This window comes from Pyrofollis japonicus (assembly GCF_033097485.1).
Taxonomy (GTDB): Archaea; Thermoproteota; Thermoprotei_A; order Sulfolobales; family Pyrodictiaceae; genus Pyrofollis; species Pyrofollis japonicus.
Genome location: NZ_AP028634.1, coordinates 889,254 through 910,461, shown reverse-complemented (window position 1 = coordinate 910,461; position 21,208 = coordinate 889,254). Strand labels below are relative to the sequence as shown.

23 protein-coding genes are annotated in these 21,208 nt (G+C 39.7%); 14 read left to right on the top strand and 9 right to left on the bottom strand.

Annotated elements, in window-relative coordinates; translation table 11 throughout:
- Nucleotides 1-34: 34 nt before the first annotated feature.
- From SBG41_RS04590 to SBG41_RS04580, 3 genes are read right to left on the bottom strand one after another with little or no spacing between them, the layout of a single operon-like run.
- Nucleotides 35-520: a tRNA (adenine(22)-N(1))-methyltransferase TrmK gene (locus SBG41_RS04590; RefSeq protein WP_317896372.1), complete on the bottom strand. Its 486-nt coding sequence runs from the start codon at nucleotides 518-520 to the stop codon at nucleotides 35-37.
- 42 nt (nucleotides 521-562) lie between these two features.
- Complete coding sequence (locus SBG41_RS04585; RefSeq protein WP_317896371.1) at nucleotides 563-880, bottom strand: hypothetical protein; 318 nt, start codon at nucleotides 878-880, stop codon at nucleotides 563-565.
- Nucleotides 873-1,100: a helix-turn-helix domain-containing protein gene (locus tag SBG41_RS04580; protein WP_317896370.1), complete on the bottom strand. Its 228-nt coding sequence runs from the start codon at nucleotides 1,098-1,100 to the stop codon at nucleotides 873-875. The genes SBG41_RS04585 and SBG41_RS04580 overlap by 8 nt, the downstream gene beginning before the upstream one ends.
- A gap of 170 nt (nucleotides 1,101-1,270) precedes the next feature.
- On the opposite strand from SBG41_RS04580, the gene SBG41_RS04575 reads away from it, so the two are divergent.
- Together SBG41_RS04575 and hjc are read left to right on the top strand one after the other, a co-directional pair.
- Nucleotides 1,271-2,860 carry a PINc/VapC family ATPase gene (locus SBG41_RS04575; protein ID WP_397470785.1) on the top strand — a complete coding sequence of 530 codons (1,590 nt, stop codon included), beginning with the start codon at nucleotides 1,271-1,273 and terminating at the stop codon, nucleotides 2,858-2,860.
- Between the two features lie 7 nt (nucleotides 2,861-2,867).
- Complete coding sequence (gene hjc / locus SBG41_RS04570) at nucleotides 2,868-3,314, top strand: Holliday junction resolvase Hjc (RefSeq protein ID WP_317896368.1); 447 nt, start codon at nucleotides 2,868-2,870, stop codon at nucleotides 3,312-3,314.
- 75 nt (nucleotides 3,315-3,389) lie between these two features.
- On the opposite strand, the gene SBG41_RS04565 is transcribed toward hjc, so the two are convergent.
- The 4 genes from SBG41_RS04565 to SBG41_RS04550 form a co-directional block, all read right to left on the bottom strand.
- Nucleotides 3,390-4,385: a hypothetical protein gene (locus SBG41_RS04565; protein ID WP_317896367.1), complete on the bottom strand. Its 996-nt coding sequence runs from the start codon at nucleotides 4,383-4,385 to the stop codon at nucleotides 3,390-3,392.
- Between the two features lie 113 nt (nucleotides 4,386-4,498).
- On the bottom strand, nucleotides 4,499-6,109 hold the full coding sequence (locus tag SBG41_RS04560) for a DEAD/DEAH box helicase (RefSeq protein WP_317896496.1): 1,611 nt from the start codon (nucleotides 6,107-6,109) through the stop codon (nucleotides 4,499-4,501).
- A 61-nt stretch (nucleotides 6,110-6,170) separates the two neighbouring features.
- Nucleotides 6,171-6,596, bottom strand: coding sequence for a hypothetical protein (locus SBG41_RS04555; RefSeq protein ID WP_317896366.1), 426 nt, complete (start codon nucleotides 6,594-6,596; stop codon nucleotides 6,171-6,173).
- 13 nt (nucleotides 6,597-6,609) lie between these two features.
- Nucleotides 6,610-7,326 (bottom strand): hypothetical protein, encoded by a 717-nt coding sequence (locus SBG41_RS04550; RefSeq protein WP_317896365.1) that lies wholly within the window; start codon nucleotides 7,324-7,326, stop codon nucleotides 6,610-6,612.
- Between the two features lie 128 nt (nucleotides 7,327-7,454).
- Here SBG41_RS04550 and SBG41_RS04545 point away from each other — a divergent pair, with 128 nt between their 5' ends.
- From SBG41_RS04545 to SBG41_RS04525, 5 genes are all read left to right on the top strand, one after another.
- Complete coding sequence (locus tag SBG41_RS04545; RefSeq protein ID WP_317896364.1) at nucleotides 7,455-8,333, top strand: Mrp/NBP35 family ATP-binding protein; 879 nt, start codon at nucleotides 7,455-7,457, stop codon at nucleotides 8,331-8,333.
- A gap of 53 nt (nucleotides 8,334-8,386) precedes the next feature.
- On the top strand, nucleotides 8,387-8,797 hold the full coding sequence (locus SBG41_RS04540) for an ACT domain-containing protein (RefSeq protein ID WP_317896363.1): 411 nt from the start codon (nucleotides 8,387-8,389) through the stop codon (nucleotides 8,795-8,797).
- A gap of 141 nt (nucleotides 8,798-8,938) precedes the next feature.
- On the top strand, nucleotides 8,939-9,751 hold the full coding sequence (locus SBG41_RS04535; RefSeq protein ID WP_317896362.1) for a DUF72 domain-containing protein: 813 nt from the start codon (nucleotides 8,939-8,941) through the stop codon (nucleotides 9,749-9,751).
- Nucleotides 9,752-9,913: 162 nt separating this feature from the next.
- Nucleotides 9,914-10,675 (top strand): DNA polymerase sliding clamp, encoded by a 762-nt coding sequence (locus SBG41_RS04530; protein WP_317896361.1) that lies wholly within the window; start codon nucleotides 9,914-9,916, stop codon nucleotides 10,673-10,675.
- A 469-nt stretch (nucleotides 10,676-11,144) separates the two neighbouring features.
- Nucleotides 11,145-11,534, top strand: coding sequence for a hypothetical protein (locus SBG41_RS04525; protein WP_317896360.1), 390 nt, complete (start codon nucleotides 11,145-11,147; stop codon nucleotides 11,532-11,534).
- Nucleotides 11,535-11,568: 34 nt separating this feature from the next.
- Here the strand turns inward: SBG41_RS04525 and SBG41_RS04520 are convergent, their stop codons facing one another.
- Nucleotides 11,569-11,829 (bottom strand): RNA polymerase subunit Rpo13, encoded by a 261-nt coding sequence (locus SBG41_RS04520; RefSeq protein ID WP_317896359.1) that lies wholly within the window; start codon nucleotides 11,827-11,829, stop codon nucleotides 11,569-11,571.
- 113 nt (nucleotides 11,830-11,942) lie between these two features.
- Nucleotides 11,943-13,760 carry an ATP-binding protein gene (locus SBG41_RS04515; RefSeq protein WP_317896358.1) on the bottom strand — a complete coding sequence of 606 codons (1,818 nt, stop codon included), beginning with the start codon at nucleotides 13,758-13,760 and terminating at the stop codon, nucleotides 11,943-11,945.
- 33 nt (nucleotides 13,761-13,793) lie between these two features.
- Here SBG41_RS04515 and SBG41_RS04510 point away from each other — a divergent pair, with 33 nt between their 5' ends.
- From SBG41_RS04510 to SBG41_RS04480, 7 genes are all read left to right on the top strand, one after another.
- Nucleotides 13,794-16,601 carry a DEAD/DEAH box helicase gene (locus SBG41_RS04510; RefSeq protein ID WP_317896357.1) on the top strand — a complete coding sequence of 936 codons (2,808 nt, stop codon included), beginning with the start codon at nucleotides 13,794-13,796 and terminating at the stop codon, nucleotides 16,599-16,601.
- A 91-nt stretch (nucleotides 16,602-16,692) separates the two neighbouring features.
- Nucleotides 16,693-16,959 carry a DNA import protein CedA1 gene (gene cedA1 / locus SBG41_RS04505; RefSeq protein ID WP_317896356.1) on the top strand — a complete coding sequence of 89 codons (267 nt, stop codon included), beginning with the start codon at nucleotides 16,693-16,695 and terminating at the stop codon, nucleotides 16,957-16,959.
- 6 nt (nucleotides 16,960-16,965) lie between these two features.
- Entirely contained in the window at nucleotides 16,966-18,423 is a 1,458-nt protein-coding gene (locus SBG41_RS04500; protein ID WP_317896355.1) for a carboxypeptidase-like regulatory domain-containing protein, read from the top strand.
- 33 nt (nucleotides 18,424-18,456) lie between these two features.
- On the top strand, nucleotides 18,457-18,639 hold the full coding sequence (locus tag SBG41_RS04495) for a hypothetical protein (RefSeq protein WP_317896354.1): 183 nt from the start codon (nucleotides 18,457-18,459) through the stop codon (nucleotides 18,637-18,639).
- 1 nt (nucleotide 18,640) lies between these two features.
- Nucleotides 18,641-19,987: a type IV secretory system conjugative DNA transfer family protein gene (locus SBG41_RS04490; protein WP_317896353.1), complete on the top strand. Its 1,347-nt coding sequence runs from the start codon at nucleotides 18,641-18,643 to the stop codon at nucleotides 19,985-19,987.
- Entirely contained in the window at nucleotides 19,959-20,675 is a 717-nt protein-coding gene (locus tag SBG41_RS04485) for a 50S ribosomal protein L2 (protein WP_317896352.1), read from the top strand. Before SBG41_RS04490 ends, SBG41_RS04485 begins: the two co-directional genes overlap by 29 nt.
- 44 nt (nucleotides 20,676-20,719) lie before the next feature.
- Nucleotides 20,720-21,187 carry a 30S ribosomal protein S19 gene (locus SBG41_RS04480; RefSeq protein WP_397470767.1) on the top strand — a complete coding sequence of 156 codons (468 nt, stop codon included), beginning with the start codon at nucleotides 20,720-20,722 and terminating at the stop codon, nucleotides 21,185-21,187.
- Nucleotides 21,188-21,208: the final 21 nt, after the last annotated feature.

Below are 21,208 nucleotides of genomic sequence, written 5' to 3'. Positions count from 1 at the left end.
AATGAGGATTTTTAAACCTTAAATTTCTTCGTGATTATTTATCCGAGTATCCTATTATATATAAGTAGAGGTTGTGTGATACTCTTCCATCGTTTACGGTAGAGAAGATTATTGGTTCCCACTTTGTTATTCTAAACTCGTGGGAAACTATACGTGTTCCTACACGGAGTTCTTCTCTGAGTTTTGATGCAAGTGCGTCATTTACGCTTGTTAAGAGGAAGAGCGTTACTATCGACGCCTCGGATATATTAACCTTAAACATATCGTCGTTTATTATTTCAATCTTATCATCAAGTCCTAGCTTGTGTACATTCTCTCTTGCTTGCTCTGCAAGATGTCTTTGTATTTCAACACAAATTGCGCGCTTAACATTAAATTCTTTTACAGCGATAATTGGTATTCTTCCATCTCCGCATCCTAAGTCAATGACAACGTCGTCTTCTTGTGCCCCTGCAAGTTCAAGCATCTTTCGAGCAACGTATATAGGTGTTGGAACGAAGGGGACAAGTACCGAGTTCATATTATGCCTCCTGGTATCTGAGTTCCGAGTTATAATACTTGACTATCTTTCTAGCTCCTCTAGCTTTTTCATTATTTCCTCTTTCGCTTTTTCAATGCTTGGCTGCAGCTTCTCATCAAGAGGGAGTCGTGAAAGCAGTAATTTTATCTCGCCATTGTCAAGTTCTACTAGGAGTTGTGGAACCCATGCCATTCCAAGCTCGTCTGTATCGCCGTGTTCTATAAGGAAAACATAGTCCTCAATTCTGACCTCCTTATCGAGGCCCTTTTCTTTAGCTATTTCATCGAGTAATTTTAACCAGAGATTGTGATGAGGATGGTGCTCTGCAGTTACTAATATCAATTTCCGCGGCTTAGGCAAGTGTTTTTTCACCGAGGGCAAGACTTGCTATGTTAAGTTTATATGTTCTTTTGCTCCACTTTCTGACCAGTCCTCTTCTGTGCATTTCGGCAAGTATTCGTCCAGCAGTTTTTGTTGAAACGCCTAAGAGTCTTGCTAATTGGTCAACACTTACATAAATAAACCCTAACGCCACAAGTGTTGATGCTAAACGCTCAATACTTAGTTTTATTTGAGGCATTGTATCCCCGTCTTTAAGGCAGCAAAGCGTATCTAGAGGTTTGGGTGAGTAGACCGAATCTATCACTTTAGTCATTACTACACTTGTTACTTAGCAAGTTTTTCCTAGCATAATGGTTTTGCTTTGAGAGAAAGAGAAAAGAACAGCTAGGCAAAATGTTTTTGTTCCTAATGGGGAGTTTTGGAGCCGTGTACGCATACACGGAGTCGTCGCTGCCGGTATACGTACCGGATACAAGCGTGATAATTGAGGGGATGATTTCTAGGCTTATAAGTGAGGGTAAGATTAGAGGCAAGGTAATTATTCATAGGGCTGTTCTTGCCGAGTTAGAGAATCAAGCTAATCAGGGCAGAGCAACCGGCTATGCAGGGCTAGAAGAGATTAAGAAAATACGAATGCTTGCCGAACAAGGCCTTATAGAGCTAGAAATAGCAGGGCAGCGTCCATCATTCAGCGACATAAAATATGCAAGGTCCGGCTCCATTGACGCACTAATAAGGGACTACGCTTACGAAGCTGGAGCAACGCTTATCACTTCTGATAGGGTTCAAGCACTCGTTGCTGAAGCTATGGGTATGAGTGTTGTGTATATACCTCCGCGAATAAAGTCTGTAGAGAGGCTAAAAATAGAGGAGTATTTTGACGAAAACACTATGAGCGTCCACATAAAGGAGGGAGCACCGATTGTCGCGAAAAAGGGTTCGCCAGGTAATTGGGTACTGGTTGAGCTAACTTCTCAAAGTTTAAGCAGAGATGAGGTCGAGCAAATAGCGAGAGAGATAGTTGAAGCAGCCAGGCGTAGACAAGACGGCTTTATAGAAATAGATCGTGAAGGCTCTACCATAGTCCAGCTTGGCTCATTCCGTATAGTAATCACAAGGCCTCCTCTAAGCGAAGGATGGGAAATAACAGCTGTCAGACCCGTTAAGAAGTTAAAACTCAGCGATTATAAGCTCCCGGCAAAGCTCTTACAGCGGCTCGAAGAGAGGGCAGAAGGTATACTGATTGCAGGAGCTCCTGGCATGGGTAAGACAACGTTTGCCCAGGCTCTTGCAGAATATTACTCATCAAAAGGCAAAGTAGTGAAGACAATAGAATCTCCTAGGGATATGAGTTTGCCTCCTCAGATAACTCAGTACTCTAAGAGTTTTGCAGAGCTAGGTGAACTCCACGATATACTGCTCCTAAGTAGGCCGGACTATACTGTATTTGACGAACTACGAACAGATGAGGACTTCCGTCTATACATTGATTTACGCCTTGCGGGTATCGGTATGATAGGAGTTGTACATGCAACATCGCCTATTGATGCGGTTCAACGATTCATAAGGCGTGTTGATATAGGAATGTTGCCTAGCATCATAGATACAGTTATTTTCATAAATAAGGGGAGTGTTGAAAAAGTGTATGGTCTGAGAATGACGGTGAAACTGCCAACAGGGCTACGTGAAGCAGAGCTTGCAAGACCTGTCGTGGAGGTAAGAGATGTGCTCACAGACGAACTTGAATACGAGATATATACATTCGGAGAGCAAACTGTTGTTGTGCCGGTTAAGTCTGTGCAAGCACAAGGGCCCGCAGAGAAAATTAAAAGAATTATTGAGAGGATGATTCCAGGGGCACAGGTAGAGGTACAAGACGGTACCATAGTTGTCAATGTGCCGAGAGTTGCGGCAAGAGCTCTGATGAAGAAGATGAAGAGAATAAGAAAGCTTGAAGACAAGTATGGCGTCAATATAAGAATCAACATGATAGGATGAACGAGAAATGAATAGACGAAAGAGAGGATTCAGAGCCGAGCGTGAACTTGTTCAAAAGCTCTGGTCTAGGGGGTTTGCAGTAATTCGAGGCCCTGCTAGCGGTTCAGGTGCTCGTAAAATCTTTTACCCAGATGTTGTAGCAATATATAAAGGAAATGTATATGTTTTTGAAGTCAAATATAGAAGCAATAAGGACCATATAATATACCTTGATAAAGAAAAAGTTAGAAAATTGAAAGATTTTGCAGCAAGAGCAAACGCGCAGACTCTCCTTGCAGTACGATTTAAGGGAGGAAAATGGTATATAATTCCACTAGATAGCCAAAGCCTTGAAGATGTTGGAACAAGATATAAAGTTAATATTCAAAAATTAAAGGCAATCGAACTAGAAGAATTCATTAGGAACGTAGTTAATAATAGACTTGATAAATATATTAATAATTCAGCTGGGTAAGTTATCTTCATTCTGGCTTAATCAGTCCGGGAGTAATTCATCATTCTAGCTATGGTGTTGTATTTAAAGCCGACGCTAGGAACTTCGTACCTTTATTTCTCTAATAAAGTTTTCACCTTTATGCTTCCATATAACACGTATTGTTGTTAAAGCTTCTGGATTAATTTTTACATTTATTACCTTTGTTTCACCAGGATTGAGCTCATCGATAATCTTGCGCTCTATGATATTGCCTAGAGAGATGCTAACTACTATCATGTTTGTTACTTTCTTCTCCCCACTGTTTCGTATCTCAATGCTAACAGTATCATACTCACGTCTTGTAGCCATTCTTACATCTATTACTGGTTTTGGTGCTGTAGTTTCATATATTAACATTGCTGGAATGATAATCTCCCTAGGTAGGTAAGTAGCGTTTCCAATATGTGAAAGCATTAGTGTCTTTATGCTTCCGACTTGACCCGTATACTCTATTGTCCCCCTATATTCTGTTAACGCTTTTTCATACCCATCGCCCTTTATTAACAGCTTTGCTGATGCGTGAGGCAAATATATGCTCATTTTGATGTTTGCCTCGCTCATTGGCTGATCTATGTCTATGCTTATTGATCTGTTAGCCTCAATAACTATAGGCTCAACAACATATATGTATTTACTTGATGCGTTCTCGTCATTGTACACGGTTAAAAGACCTATATGAAGCAGTGTAAGCTCTTTTAGTTCTAAATAGTTTATCTCTACATTATACTCATCAGTCATCTTTGACTTGATAATGGGCGTTACATCGAATACGAGCTTACAGACATATCCATTGCTAATTTTTCTGCAATTTTGAGGCTTAAATTCTCTAGTTAATACCACATCTGCTATAGAAATTTTCCATCTTCTAACGCTAAGATCTTTGACAAGTACAGCTAAATCTAGAAAAGCGCTCTTAACAGAACTAGGTTCGTGATATAGGTTAAAATTCATAGAATATTTCGTCTGATTCCCGGTCCCGCCGAGACTTATATCAGGGGCAACAATATCATAAGCCACATCAAACTTGCCTTGATTCTTCAACAGTTGCATTATTGTCTCCCTCGTTAGCCACTACCTTCCTGCCGTCATAACTTTCTCTACCCTAGAGGCATATAAGAAGGATGCACCATGTTTTACTCAATTCCTGTATAATTTTTATTCTATTAGCCTAGATACTCTTTTACCTTAGACAAGACTTTCCTCATCGTTGTTTCCTCATGTGTGCCTTTGAGCGCTATATAATAGAGCCGTGCAGTTTTAGACTTGCCCGGACGAAGTAATCTTCCAAGTCTTTGAATGAACTGTCTCCGAGAAGAGGTTCCTGACACAACTATTCCGACGTTTGCATCAGGGATATCAATTCCTTCGTCGCCTAGAGTTGTTAAAACTAAAGCCCTATATCTCCCGTTTTTAAATAAGTTAAATATTATATTCCTAATATTTTTGTTTGTTTTACTTGTAATAACTGGTATCCCAAGGTTCTTTCCTATAATCTCTGCTTGCTCAACGTATTGAGTAAAAATAAGTATTTTCGAGCCCGCATTATACTCCCTTTCGAAAATCTCTTTAAGTTTTTCAAGTTTGGCTTTTGAGCTTATAAGAAGCTTTCTAGCTTGATTCATAAGCTGAATTGCTTGCCGAGCTGAGTTATCGCCCACGGCTGCAGCTCTTACTAGTTCTTCAATACTACGTCCCCTTGCTAATGTAATAAACTTCTTTCTAATTTCACGATATTTTGCTAGTATATCGCGTTCTGGACGTACAACTACAGGTATTATTTCGAAGGGCGCCACGTAGCCTTGCTCCATTAACTCGCTTAATGTTCGTCTATATACTATTCCGCCTATGAGACTGAATAGCTCTTCATGTCTACCGTCTTCCCGGTAAGGTGTCGCTGATAAACCTAAGCGATAAGGGGAAAGGACTTCTTCGGCTATCCGCTTAAATTTGTCAGCAGGAAGGTGATGGGCCTCATCAACGATTAGAAGCGAGAACTTATCTTTCAATATATCGATATTTCTGTGAGCTGATTGGTAGGTTGTGATGGTAATTGGTTTAATTTCCTTTTCGTCCGAGTAGAAAGCACCAATAAGTCGTTTGCCATTGTCTGTAAACGTTGCTATCTTGTTCATCCACTCAAGGAGCTGTTCCCTCGTATAAACTACAATAAGGGTTGGTACTTTGAGTGATGCTATAGCCGCAACTCCTATTATGGTCTTCCCCGTGCCAGTGGGTAGTACTATTACGCCTCTAAACTTGTTATTGCGCCAGGCTTCAAGGGCTTCAAGCTGATAATCACGTAGATTACCTTTAAACTCTATATCTATGTTATTAGGTCTTATAAGACTAGTTTCATCGATTATTTTGAATCCTTCAAGCTCTAATCGTTCGATTATATCTGCAATAGCATAAGGCTTTACAATAAAGCCTTGCTTAATGCGCGAGTACCTTACTAGCCCTCTTTCCCTAAAGTATGTGAGATAATCGTTTAGATAACTCTGGGATTTGATAATATATCCTTTCTCATCTTTTCTTATAATGACTTTTCTTAGTTCGTTTTGAATTTTTTCAATCAATAGTCTGGAGTCTGTATCCAATTCTCCCCCAAATCTTTCAATAAATTCTATAATTTCCTCAATCTTCTTTGCATAGCTATTACCATCTAAAGTTATCATAAAGAGACTGCAGCCCGATTCTCTGCCCAAGTAGGTCGCAAGTCTAATAATAGATTGGAATTCGCTCCTCTCAAGCCATCTGCATATTTTAAACTTCACAAACAATCATCAGCACCTTTGCTTAGCCTCGTTATTGCGGTCCTAGCGCCCTCCTAAGTTATCAATAAGCAGTAATACATCCTAGTTTTTCGCTCAATTCTTCAATAGCGTATAAACAAATAATTTTTGGCGATTTTTCAGAAGCCTCCTTTTCCCTAATATTAATACACTTAAGTATATCGGTAAAGACATCCTCTCTGTCTATAACTAGTATTAGCTTATTCTCTTCTCTGCATATATATAAAAGGGAATCAACAGAAATATTATTTGTGCATTTATTTACTCTATTTAGGTATAATATGTACCCTAATCTAACAAGTTCATCGTTGTCCCCGCTAAGCGAAAGCATGACTTTATATAAGTAGCCAATAATGGTGTCATTATTTCTTAGCAATATAGCAACATATCGGCAATCATTAATACTTGCAAACGCCTTCAAAAAGTTCTCATCAACTAATAACTGGGGCTCCCGGCGTGGGTTCGTCATCATTTCCCCTCTGTCAGTGTTTAAAACCTCGGTCATCGCGCCCAGATATACAAATAAAGTCTCTATTCTCAGTTATCTTGTTTTTATCCATACAGGAAAGTATTAGTATCTTAAGTGCGGAAAGTCTAAGTTCTTGTATTATTCTCGTTTTAATATCATTAGCCAATTCTATAGGAATAATTAATGGATAAAGTAAAAGTGCCCTTAATGACCTATATCGGGTTCTGTATCCTCTTTTTGCACACACATAGAATATAAATCGCGAACTCGTTAGAGAGAAGCAGTCCGCGTTTAAATAAGGAACTATTGGAACAAAATGCAAAATTAGAATATCTTTTTGTTCGCGTTCCGAAAGCTTAGTGGCTATGAGTATGGTCGGATCATTAAATCCAATAATAAAGTCAATATTACTAAGCAATTCCGCATAATTATTGAGTATTACGAGGTTTATAATTTCGGATACTTTTTGCGTATATAAAAGATCAGGTTCTTCTTGTAAGAGAGTTATAAATCTTTCAATAATATTCTTATTTTGAAGAAACTTTTTTATTATTTTATTGGCCATTTTTTCGCTTGGTAAAGTTTTTCTACGTAAATAGCGGCTTATCATTGAAATAGGTATACCTGTTAGCATGGAGATCTCTTTATAGCTGTAGAAGTTATGCATTACATCCAAAACATAAGTTGATACTACCCGTTTATCGTAAAGGTTCTCTCTTTTTGGCCTCATACTTATACCGTGAAGTGCATTCGTATTACAAGTATAAGAATACCCCATTAACACTTGTAAATATGGGAATGTTAATAAGAGAACGCTGGCAACAACGCACTAATCGGTTAGAGTTAGAGGTGGCTACCGTGTCGGCATCGCGCAATGTCCCCCCCGAAGTAAAGGCTCGTATAGAGGCTATAAAAAAGATAAGAGAACAAGAAGAAAGAGTTAGAAAGAATTTAGAAAAAATAAAATATAAGATAGCAATACTTAGCGGTAAAGGAGGAGTAGGTAAGTCATTTGTAACTGCAAGTCTCGCTTTTGCACTAGCCTATCTTGGCCGTCAAGTGGGCGTTCTTGATGCAGACATTTATGGACCATCAATACCTAAAATGATGGGGGTTGCAGGACAGCCGGTTATGGCAACAGACGACGGTCGCATACTTCCAGTAATTGCTCCTTTGGGAGTAAAGGTGCTATCCATAGGAATCATGTTGCCCTCAGAAGACACACCAGTTATTTGGAGAGGTCCTCTATCTACATCTGCTATACGAGAAATGTTAGCATATGCTGAATGGGGCACACTTGATTACCTTCTTATCGATCTTCCGCCTGGCACTGGTGACGAGCAACTCACAATAGTCCAACTTATAAAGGACTTAACGGGGACAATAATAGTTACAATCCCGTCTGATGTTTCACGAATTGTTGTTGCCAAGGCAATCAACTTTGCCCGGAAACTAAATGCCCCCATACTCGGCATCGTTGAAAATATGAGTTATTTCAAGTGTCCCGATGGATCAAAGCATTACATCTTTGGTGAAGGCGCTGGAAGAAAGATAGCAGAGAAATATAATGTGCCGTTCCTAGCAGAGATACCGATCGACCCAAGAATATCACGTGCAAACGATAGTGGTGAGCCCTTCTTCGTCAAATACCCTGATAGTGAGGCGGCAAAGATCATACTTGAATTAGCGAAGAAGATCATAGATATTGTTGAAAACAAGGAGAATGTATCCGAATAAGCAACAAAATCCATTTTAAGTTTTACAATACTTTATGGTAAACGGTTGGGAAAATGAGAACAACCGAGATAGTGAAAGTCGATAGCAAGGGAAGAGTAACTATCCCGCTAGTTGTTCGCGAGGCACTAAATATAGTTGAAGGCATGAATCTCATACTTATCGCTGATGCAGATAGACGTGAAATAATATTGACGCCTCTGCCAAGCACGGAAGCAAAGCTATACGAACTCCGTATTGAGATAAAGGATGTTCCTGGCGCGTTAGCTAAAGTAGCTAGTCGTTTGGCAGAACTTGGCGCAGATATAGTAATATCGCAGTGTACTTCAATAAAGAGAGGAGAATTCGCTGAGTGCGTGATAGTGGTGGATGTGTCGAAGTCGTCGAAAGACATCGAGGAAATAAAATCTGAGCTATCTAACCTTGATGTTGTAAGATTCATACAAGCTCGTTCGTTGAAGCGTTGATAAGATAAGAAACATGCTATAGTTTGAATCTTGTACTTTTTTAGAGATAAATAATACTTATAGTAATGAACGAACCGTAGGAGCCTACGAGTAAGCTTAACAAAAATACGATACTGGGCAGTCTCCGGCAGGGGTCTTTCCTTGCCTGTTTCTCAGATCTGGGTTGGGTGCTGCGGGTTCCCCGTAGCTAGGAAAAAATACTTTGAACATTTTAAGACTGTAGAGCTTCAACAAACATTTTATAATTTGCCAGAGAAGAAAACGGCTGAAAAATGGCGAAATGAGGCTCCCACAGACTTCCGTTTCAATATGAAAGCGTGGCAGGTTATAACACATCCGGCATCAAGCCCGACCTGGCGTAGACTTCGTCAACCACCTCCCGGAAAAAAGGAAAACTATGGATATATGAAGCCAACAAGAGAGAATCTTAGTGCATGGATTAAAACTGTTGAGATAGCGGCTATACTTAACGCACATGTGATAGTATTGCAGACGCCGCCCAGTTTTGGATATAGCGAGGAGAACGCAACTATGGTTAGGGAGTTCTTCAAAGAAGCTACTGGGTACATTGAAGATAAAGGGAAAATCGTAATCGGCTGGGAGCCCAGAGGGACATGGCGTAATCATAAAGAAGTGTTGCAATCAATTATGTGTAACTATGGCATCATACACATAGTTGATCCCTTACGCGATGAACCAATTATTTGCCAGAGTCAATCGGTGCTTTACTTCAGGCTGCACGGCCTTGGCGGTCGTGAAGTAAATTATCGTTATAAATACACTGATGAAGACTTATCAAGGCTAGTCAAAATAATTGAGAAGTATATTGTTAATAACGACATATCAGATATCTATGTAATGTTTAATAATATTTACATGTTTGAAGACGCGCAACGTTTCAGAAGCATAGCCCGAGATAACTTTGCAACAAGTAAGCAAATTGTTGTACATTAATGTATGCCGTATAAGGGGCTCAGTCGGTGGTTAGATCTTCATCCGGCACGTTTTTGTCGAGGCGGGTAGAGCTGCATCATTGCCGTTTCTGCTAACGAATCATAGCCTCAGGCATAAATAAGGTTCTCTTTAACTTAGTTCTATATTAGGAAGGTGTAGGGCATGAGCTTTAGAGCCGTCTATCCTGCTGCGACTAAGTTTAAGTATATAGTACAGACTATAGCGAAAGTTATGGACGAGATACCGTTTATAGCCACAGCTGAAGGCCTTGAGGTTAGGGCATTAACCCCCGATAAGACAACAATGATTATTCTAAGGCTCCCCGTTACTGTATTCGATTCTTATGAGCTCCAGGAGGAGAAAAAGACGTTTATTGTGAGCTCAGACGAGCTCAATCGAATAGCGAAAAGGGGTACAAGAAACGATATAGTAGAGTTGAAACTCGACGAAGAACATAGGCGACTGGAGGTAAACTTTCATGACAAGAAAACCGGAATAGTGCGCTCATTTTATGTACCATTGCGTGAAGGCGTTGTGGAGGAGCTAAGTGAGCCCCAAGTCGAGTTAAGTGTTACTGCAAGAATGATGGCAGAGGACTTTAAGAATGTAATTAATGATGCCAAGATTGTGAGCGATGAGGTTGAGTTTAGAACGCTTGAGGATAAGATAGAAGTTCACGCGGAGTCGACGCAAAAGAGGTACAAAGGCATACTTCTCCAGGGAGATCCATTATTAAGCTTGGATGTAACCGGTAACCCGCCCATAACGGCAAAGTACTCCATAGATCTGCTCAAGGCTACTCTGAAAGCTACCAGTGCTGCAGATACAGTTACATTGCAGTATGGTGAATCATTGCCTATGAGGCTTAGCTTTGACTTACCGGGTGGCGGTATATTGGTTTACTGGGTTTCGCCAAGAGTCTAGCTGCTTTCCAGCTTTCTAAGCAATTCTTCCAAGGCTTTTTTAGCCTCAACATCCCTCGGCGGCCTTCTTTCTACGGCTTTTATTGATGGAAACCAAGCTGGCCTAGGGCAATGCGGTCTCTCGGGGCAAGCTAAGCAACAATAGGGGCAGACATTTCTCTCCGGATGAAGCCAACACTGCCTTGTAGGGCGATGTCTTCCACAAATGCTACACCGCTCCCAATATATGCTCACAGGTTTTCACCTCCACGCAACAGCTAGTATTCTTAGCACTCTAGTGAATAAAAGCCCGTCTACACAATGAAAATATTACTAATGGCTGACCGATGATGCGCGGTAATCGCGGCGGGGTACATTTGCTTAATGCCCCGTTTTGTAGGCCGCTCTGAGGGATGATGCCGCATCCTCTATTTTGGTATTCAGGTTTATTACTTGGACTAGGCATATTCTCTTCAAGGGGTGTAGTATCGTTGAGTATCCAAAAGACCATAATCCTAGAAGTAGATTTTGCAAAGTATAAGAGTGTAAAACTTCCTCGGGACGAAGCAATAGAACTTCTTGAAAAGATATCAGAGATGCTAGGTAAAACACCGAATGATATACAGGAGACGCTTCGATATTTGAAAAATTTTGATGAATTTTATGAATATATGAGAAAGAAATTTAAAGATTATTTGGCCCCGCCGCATAAGGCTGACGATTATATAAAGGGCGAAGCAATTGTTGATAAAGTTAAATTGATAAAAGAAGATGATAAGCCATATGCTGTAATAATTTTTGATAGGAGAATATCAGTAGATCTCCTGGTAAATGCTCTGAAGGCGCTCGGGTACGAAGTTGAAGTAAAGAAGGCTTTTTGAGATACATATAACTATTTACAAACCAGTATTAATTTCATCTTCTCTTCCGTCTTCGTTTTGAGCCTCCTAATACGGGTACCGGTGTTGCTTGAAGCTGGGCAAGGGCCTCTTCAACACTTATTTCTCCTTTAAGCGCTTTTTCAAGTATTTCGGTTCTCTTAACCATCGCTTCGAGTAGGGATGCATTGATATCGATCTCAACTGTTTCTTCAACATCCTCAGCTTCGGCTGCGCTTGTTTGCTCTTCCTCGGCGCCCTCCTCAATAATTGTTTCTTCTTCCGACACTTGTATCATGCCTCCGCGTTACCACATGTCTTGCATGAACACGTTACACGAGTTACTGCCTATTAAATATTTAATGCAAAAGGGTATTGTTTTTGATTCTTATTTAAAATAATAGCAAAATATTAATTAAGAATTATTTTTACAAGAAGAGGTTTATTTATATAATAATCACGTATAATTGCATAGCCTTGCGGAACAATATTGAGAGTCTCCACTAGTACCTTTAGTTCATCCTGCTCGATTCCAGAGGCAAGAGCCTCTGCTACTTGTTTAGCCGTTTTTGGCTCAGTATGTCTAAGGGCTATCTTTGTTCCTATGTTAGCTAGTATAGCGTCATCAACGTCATCATATTTCTGCGTAACCAGTATCAATGATAGGCCGTATTTTCTCAATTCTGCAGCCATATTTGTTACTACGTTTCGGCGCTTAGTTTTGCGAGCAAACAGATGGGCTTCGTCGATAATCATTATTAGTCTTAGCTTGTCAGTAATGCCTTTCTCCTTAAGATATACATAGATTTTTTCAAGAAATAGCTCCGTGAATAATTGTTGCCATGTACGTTCACTCAAACCCGATAAATCTAGTATTATTGGTTTGTTTGCTTCAAGCAATTTATTTATACTTATACTAGTTTTTCCGAATATGCGCGAGACTAAAGACTCGATATACATCGCTACAACGTCTGCACGCTTATCGTTATGTGCGAGTTTTCGAAGTATGTAGGCAACGTCTTTAAGCGATGGTGGAGCAGTTTTCCACGTCTCTTTGTCTGATTCAATTATTCCTCTTGATTCGTATGCAATGATTATGGCCTCTTCAAGAATTCTTGATTGGAGTGGGCCAAGATTAAAGATACTAGAAATTATGAGTGCAACCTCGATAGCACGCTGGCGCGGGGACCTACCGTTAAGATCAAGAGGATTTATTGAATATTTGTCTGCTTGCACTATTAATGCATCTCTGACATAATCCTTATACTCTCCATGAGGATCTATAATAAGTATTGATGGACTATTACCTACTCTGCTTAATGACTTAGCTATAACTGCTGCAGTGAATGATTTGCCTGAACCGGAGGAACCGGTTATGATTATGTGCGGATTTTCCTTTGTTTCAGGATTTAATCTATACAGTACTTCGCTGTATATTAATGCCCATTTATATGTTGATTTAGTTTCAATTTTTAATTCATTATATCTTATGAGAGGATTACGTTGTAAGACTGCAACAATTTCGCCTATTTCCGCTCCTTTCTTTTTCAAAGCACTATAGTAGACCTCAAGTGTGTCGAAAGGGAGAAGAACGGCTAACGTAAATATTATTGGCGGATACCGTAAAGACGCGATCGATATCAATAAGGATGTTAAAGCTAAATGTAGGGATGTCGTATAGAATGGTATAAATATAATAAAAAATATAATAAAGATAATAGTATTGGTAATATTAAAAATAGTATTATTAGTGATAATTATCTTTGAAGAATACTTTGCTAGAATAAAGAGTAGTATTGATAGCAATGAATATAGGAGAGGTAATTTCGATTGAACGATACAGAAATTGTCAACGTAATGGGATACAGCTATGCTAAGATTGCTGAAGACTCTTTCAACTGGCAGATCTGTTTTTATTTTGCGAAGTATCATAATTATTATAATAAACCCTAAAATTGGATAAAATATAATGACAGCGATCAAGGATTGTAGAGTAGTAGGGTGTAACATCCATTCTCTTGTAGATAGAAAATCTGTATATATAATGTTTAATGGTATTAGCAAAATATTTGTAATAATAACGTAAACTATTGTTGAGAAGGATAGGGTTATGAGGATAATGGTAATACCTATTAATGGGGCAACGATTAGGAATATTTGCGAGGGTAACAAGAGAGTAGCCAAAGCTACGGATAATGTAAAGAGTATCCTCTTATCTTTAGTGTCCATAAGGATGTCTTCCCAAGAGGGGAACACAGAGGCATGGTGCAAAATAATGCTTTCTCGCTATTGCACGAGAGACTCAGAAAAGTAATAGAAAGGTTTGGTTATAAGGAGCCTACAGTAGTACAAAGAGAAGTTATACCGATAGTTCTTAGAGGATATAGTGTGCTTGTTTCAGCGCCTACAGGGAGCGGAAAAACAGAAGCTGCCTTCTTTCCAGTAATGTCGAAAATACTTGAAGAAAGACTTACAGGTATAAGGGCACTATACATTACGCCTCTACGTAGTCTTAATCGTGATATTTTTCATAGATTGACTCAAATAGGTGACTCGGTTGGTGTGTCAATATCGCTGAGGCATGGTGATAGCAGCGAAAGAGAAAAACAAGAGTTTCTAAGGAATCCACCCGCTATTGCAATTATGACTCCGGAAACATTTTACCTAATGTTATCTGTAAAGAAATTTCAACAAAATATCAAATATTTAGAATATATAATTATTGATGAAGTTCATGAACTTTTATCCAGCAAGAGAGGTGTTGAACTCTCACTGGCCTTGGAACGTGTTGAAGCTCTTTATAGCACAAAGAAGATAAAAATAATAGCGTTATCAGCGACGCTAAATCGGCCTTACGACGTAGCACGATATATAATGGGTTATAGAGCATTCAAAGTAGTTGACCTTAGGCATCTCATGAAGAATTATAATATTCGCGTAAAAATGCCTAGAACGCAGGGTAGCAGTTCTACTGAGATAGATGATAGAGCAAAATTCATAGCAAGCATTGTTCGTGGTACGTACGGAAAAGTGCTCATATTTACGAATACCCGTGATACAGCAGAGGTACTTGGGGCTCTCCTGCGTAAAGAGCTTGGTGATATTGTTAGAGTTCATCATGGCAGTCTAAGTAAGGACGAGCGAATACGTGGCGAGAACGAGTTCCGTGAAGGCAATGTAAAGGCGCTTGTTGCGACCTCTAGCCTAGAGCTCGGAATAGATATCGGAGAAGTTAATCTTGTTATCCAATATATGTCGCCACGCCAGGCATTAAAACTTGCCCAGCGAGTTGGTCGCGCGTCACACAGAGTAGGGCTTGTATCCAGGGGCATCATAGTTACCTCAAACAATGTTTTTGACATTCTCGAGTCAGCAATAATAGCTGCAAGAACTATGCGCGGCAACATAGAGAATCTATATATACATGAGAACGCGCTTGACGCCCTCATACATCAGTTAGTTGGACTTGTAATTGAACAAGGTGAAATAGAGGTTACCAGGGCGTATAACATTATTACGCGCAGCAAATTCTACGAGAACCTTGACTTTGATACTTTCAACCAGCTCATACAAATAGGCGAGACTGTTGGAATACTAAGGATTAGGGATAATAAGATGAGGCAGGGGCCTAGGAGTAAGAGCTATTATTATTCAACAACGATGATAACAGAAACTAAGCAATATATTGTGATCGATATATCATCAGGCTCTAAGATAGGTGTGCTTGATGAGGAGTTTGTTGCTACGCTTGATAAGGGTGATATGTTTGTTCTTGCGGGCCGAATATGGGAAGTAGTTGATATAAGTAATGATAGTGTTAAAGTCGTCCCAAAGAGAGATTCCGAGAAACTATTTCCTCCTGCCTGGGAGGGCGAACTCATTCCGGTTGAAAACGGCGTTGCACGTGAAGTAGGAAGTGTACTGAGAAGAATCCTTGCTAACAAGAGTGTACTCAACTCATATCCTCTTGACGTAGAGTCTAAGAGATACGTAACGGAAAAGATTAGCAATTATTTATCACGAATAGGTGTTTTGCCGAACGATAAAAACATAGTAGTTGAACACTATGGAGATATAGTCATAATCTACAGCTTTCTTGGTTCACGTGCAAACAAGGCACTTGAGTATCTATTAGCAAACTATATCAGCCAGGTCGAGGGATATAACCCCGCCACCGCAAGCACTCCCTACATCGTTGTTGTTAAATTTTCATCAATTAAGCCAAGTACCTATGTAAAAACAATGCTTGAAGGTATTACAAAGTTGAATAATGATGAAGTTTATAGACTCGTTGTTGATGCAGTAAAGAAGAGTAAGCTGTTTGACTGGACCCTATTTCGTGTAGCACTAAGAAGTGGTGCAGTTAATAGGAATATTAAAGATCAAAGCATGCTGAAGCGTATTTTAGTAAGACTCAGAGACACTATTTTAGGTGAAGAGGCTCTAAGAGAGATATTTGTGAGGAAAATAGATTTAGTTAAGCTACAAGAATTCATTGATGAGCTTCGGCGAGGAAAGAAGCGGCTGAAGATAGTTAAACTTAGAAATGCTAGTCCGTTAACTGAAGATGCGATAAATGAGGCTAGGTTTAGTGATAGGGTTGTTGCTCAGCAGTTACCATCGACGCTTATAGCAGAAGCAGTGAAGCGTAGACTTTCGAAGAAAGAAGTCACGTTGATATGTTTAATGTGTGGGAATAGCTACAGGGCTAGAATAGAGAACCTTCCAGATAAACCGTCGTGTCCACGTTGCGGTTCTAGGTTGCTTTATCCTGCTAAGAGCCAAGAAGAGGAAAAGGAAGTACGGCGCCTTCTTGTGAAGAGAACAAGAAAGGGCAAGCTAAAGCGGGAAGAAATAAGGAAGCTTCAAAATATCTACGAGAAAGCCGATATAGTTCTTAATTATGGTAGGAAAGGCGCTGAAGCATTAATGTGGATCGGTGTAGGGCCTGCTACGGCTCGTAGAGTACTTCAGAAGATAGTGTTTGGTGAGGAAGCCTTTTATAGAGCATTAATAGAAGCAGAAATAAATTACCATAAATATAAGCATAAAATTGAGAAAAAGAAATAGTTATAATAGTTCGTTTATATTGCTTTTAGAAAATAGTTTTACCCGAGTCTATGCCTCCACATCCTATTTTGCCTAGGATGTAGGGGTAGTATTGGGCGACATCACGACTTTCATCAGCACACTTACAAGCAAAGTTGTTGCAGTTGCATGGGGCTTATTCCTACTAACATGGAGTATAGGATGGTTACTAAAAGGTTCTCCAATACCTTTCATCAGAGTTAAAAGAGTGGGCCAAGACCTCGTTGAAGATGCCGTGTGGGCAGCATTCTGGCTCGCGCTTGGCTCGTCAATATTTGCATTGATCTCCTACATAGTCAACATGGTTGCAGGCGCACCCGCAATTAACGTTACCGGGTGATTCTAGTTGGTCAGACTAGAGCCTACAAGTCTTCTTCTTTTGGCAGCTCAAATAGCGGTGTTAACATATTATATAGGAGTCCTCATATATATGCTTCCTATTCCGGTTAGAGGGTTAAAACGCTGGGCTCCGATACTCATACAGGATAGCATATGGGCTGTAATCCTGGTATTGGCATTCTCATCTATATTATACTTGTCTGATATGATAGCTTCTTGGAGTGGATATACACTTAATGACATAATTACCTATGTAAGGGCACGAATGTCTGCCCTTCTCATATTTGACCTCATATATAGAGCTATTTATGCATCGATTTCCATCTCAATGTCGTCAATGGGACGCTTTGTATCCTTCTTTTTCTTGCCATTAACGTTTAATCTCTATGCCATTATAGTGTCGCTAGCCATAATTGCGATAATAGCCTCAATAATCGCAGCCGCTAAGGCAACGTTAGTAGCACTTGGAACAGTACTAATGGCTCTACCATTTAGAATTGGAAGAAATGCTGGCGCATCCTTGATAGCTTTCAGTATAGTAAGTAATGCGATGCTCCCCTTTCTACCTCATTGGCTAAGCTTTCTGTATCAAAACATGTTTCAAGGCTATTCAAGCAGCATGATAGTTCCAGAAAAGCCACCATCATACTCCTTGGCCTTCTATAATTTATGGGGAACGGTGTATGATGCTTCTAAAAACACCCCTCAGGGAGGATTACTTAAGTTTCATAATATTCAGCTTAATATTACTTATCTGCTAAAGCTAAGGCCCGATGGTTCATACTACATTATCCCGCCTAATAGTTTGCCTAATGGTACTTATGATATTAGATTCGAAGCAATGGGCATAAGGTCAGATACTGTATACAAAGTAAATATCCCTAAGGATCTTAAGGCTACATATGAACTCGATGAAGCACCTTATAGGCTCAATATAAGGCTAAAAGATATAGTTTATATAAGACCTGACATAGTTATTAAGGTACTTGATTGTGATAATATAAGACTAATCGAAAATAGTGCTGATAAAAGCATAATTGAATGTACGCCTATGAATACGCATTTCGTGAAAATTGTCATAGGTAGTCCTAGAGATTGCTCAATACGTGTTAAGACTGAAGGCGGTGATATATACTCAAGGAGCTTTAAGCAAGCCCAATGGCGTGGTATAGCCGTATCATTATATGGTTTCGGGATTTACGGAGGAATAGGCTACCCTATAAGAGTAGTTGTCGAAAAAAGCGGCGTATGTAGTGTTGAATGGGATCAAGTTGTAGCCAGTAGTATTATAAGCGGGACAAGCAGGAATGAGAGCTTTCCTTTTGACACGTTTGCCTACCTTATAATGTATATGGTGTTATTGCCTTCTGCCATATTCGCTTATTTAACAATCATGGGGCTTATATCAACATCTTTTGCACGATTATTAGGCGCTACTCATGCCCGTGTAATGCTCGACTTCTAGTTTAAGGCTACTGTAGTGTGAGGTGAAAACAATATGGCTGAAAAACCCAGGCAGATAAGACTGAGCCTTCCTCTAACGCTAGCTATAGCTTTTTCAGCCTCCATAATAGGTTTAATGGTATCAATTAATAATAATGAAAAAATACTATCTTTGCTATCATTTATTAATATAATGTCGTTTATCATAGTAGTGAATCTAATAAGAAGTGGTGTGTAAAATGACCGTGATTCCAATTTTTATTCTATTTGCTGGCGCCGTTTTCTCAGCGCTTGTAGCTCTAGACGATAGAATTGGGTTGTTTTCAAGAAGTATGTCTTCAGCGACTAAATGCTGTCTGTCTCTTGGAAAAAGCTGTTTCTATGTATTAAAAATAAGCGGAGAAGAATGTATTAATGACCTTTTTAGAAATAATGCCTTCTACGATATCTTACATAATAGGGTTAAGGGCTTTATCATATTATTTGAGAATATAAATTTTGTTAAAGCATTAAGAGAGCTTGAGGCAAAAATAATAACCTATAGGGTCGAGATTGAGCGTAATCCTGATAATTTACGAGCTAAAAGGAAGCTAGAATTAATGGAATCTATTTATAAGGAGATTTCAAAATATAATGATCCTGTAAAACCTGAGATTATACTTTTATTTGAAAGTGAAGATGCGATAGATAAAGTTAAGTCAAGTCTTTCTTATTATGGTTGTAATCTTACACCTTTATGTAACTTATCTATAATAAAGAGAAAAAATTTAATATCAAAAAATAAAATAATAAGAAATTTTCTTGATATTATTGATTATGATTATATAATTTCAAGCTTGTCTCTCGATAATGGTGTAATTATTGGCAGCGAATTACGTCTTAACTCTCCAGTAGTATTACCGTTAATCGATAAAGAAATAGGCTCGCTTCAAACGGTTATCGTCGGGCCAAGTGGTAGAGGTAAAACAACGCTGCTAGGCAATATAATAATGAACCTCTCGATTAGTGAGCAATATTGTATTGTGTTTTTTGATCCGAAGGGGGATTTAAAAAGAATAGTAAGAGATTCCGACCTTCGTGAATATGATAACGTACTTGAGGGTGATATAGAGAATTTAAGAGATATTCTTAGAGCAAATAATATGATGGAGAGTATTAGGTCAAATAATTGTAAGAATATTGCTATAGTTATTGATGAGTTTTGGCGGCTTTCTCGATATTCTGGCTTTGCAGAAATTATCCGAGAAGCACGTAGCAAAAATGTTAACCTTTTCCTAGCTTCCCAGGAGCCTTTAGACTTTGCCGATTATGTGTGGAACAATGTTCACAATATAATAATTTTTGGGTCTTCAAGCAAAGAATATGTTAAAAATGTATTAAAATATAGTAATATCGGCGATGAATACGCTCAGTACTTGTATAGACTTGGAGTAGGTGAGGCTTTATTAAAGAACTTCAAAAGATCAAAGCCCATCCTATTCCGAATACGAGTACCCTCGATAACAGTTAAGAGGAAGCAGAGGAGGCACGTGGAAGCTGGGAGCAGGGTGCTAAGACATGGGCAAGCGCTTGATAATACAGCGTAGAGGCAAAGGCTCACCAGTATATAGGAGTAGGCCATGGCTTCATCCAGCGCCTGCACGGTATCCACCGTTAACCCCAGTCACATTAAGAGGCAGAGTTGTAGAACTAGTTCACGACCCTGGAAGATGGGTGCCGCTAGCTCATGTGGTGCTTGAAAATGGACAAGAATTCTGGATACCGGCTGTTGAGGGCATGTATGTTGGACAGGTAATAGAAGTCGGGCCAGACGCAAAGCCTGCCAATGGCAACATACTGCCAGTAGGCAAAATACCTGAAGGAACACAAATAACAAACATAGAGATACATCCAGGAGACGGAGGGAAATTAGCAAGATCGTCTGGCACTTATGCAGTAATAATAGGGAGAAGCGGAAATAAGACACTGGTTCAGCTTCCTAGTGGAAAAGTCAAGGAAATACCTAATGATGCTAGGGCAACAATCGGAGTTATAGCTGGCGGAGGACGATTAGAGAAGCCCCTTCTCAAGGCTGGCGCGGCTTACTACAAATGGAGTGCTAAGCCGCATGTGTGGCCTCGTGTAAGAGGTGTTGCAATGAATGCGGTGAATCATCCACATGGCGGTGGCAGCCACCAGAGCCCAAGCTTCCCAACAACTGTATCGCGCAATGCACCACCGGGCCGCAAGGTTGGCCATATAGCTGCTAGGTCAACAGGTAGAAAGAAGAGGTAAACCTAATTCAACCCCCCTTTACATCAGGTGCAAGGGGAAAAGGTATGCAGAGGCAGCGATTACAACTCGATGAAGAAATGAAGAAATGGTTGGATAGTTTGCCGCCTGAATGGAAGAAATTCCGATACCGTGGATACAGTCTTGAAGAACTACTATCTATGCCGATGGACGAGTTTGTAAAACTCCTTCCTGCAAGACAGAGAAGGAGCCTACTGCGAGGCCTTACTGACGCACAGAGAAGGTTGCTATGGAAAATACGAAAAGCACGTAAGAAGATTCTTGAAGGCAAAAAGGTTGTTGTGAAAACGCATGTTAGAGATATGATAATACTTCCGGAAATGGTTGGACTTACAATAGCTGTGTATAATGGAAAAGAATTCGTTCCCGTACGCATACAGCCGGAAATGATAGGGCACTACTTGGGCGAATTTAGTCCGACATGCAAGCAGGTACAGCACGGAGAGCCAGGTCTAAAAGCTACGAGAAGCACGCTACATGTCGCACTCAAGTAAGCAACTTTTTTGTACATTATA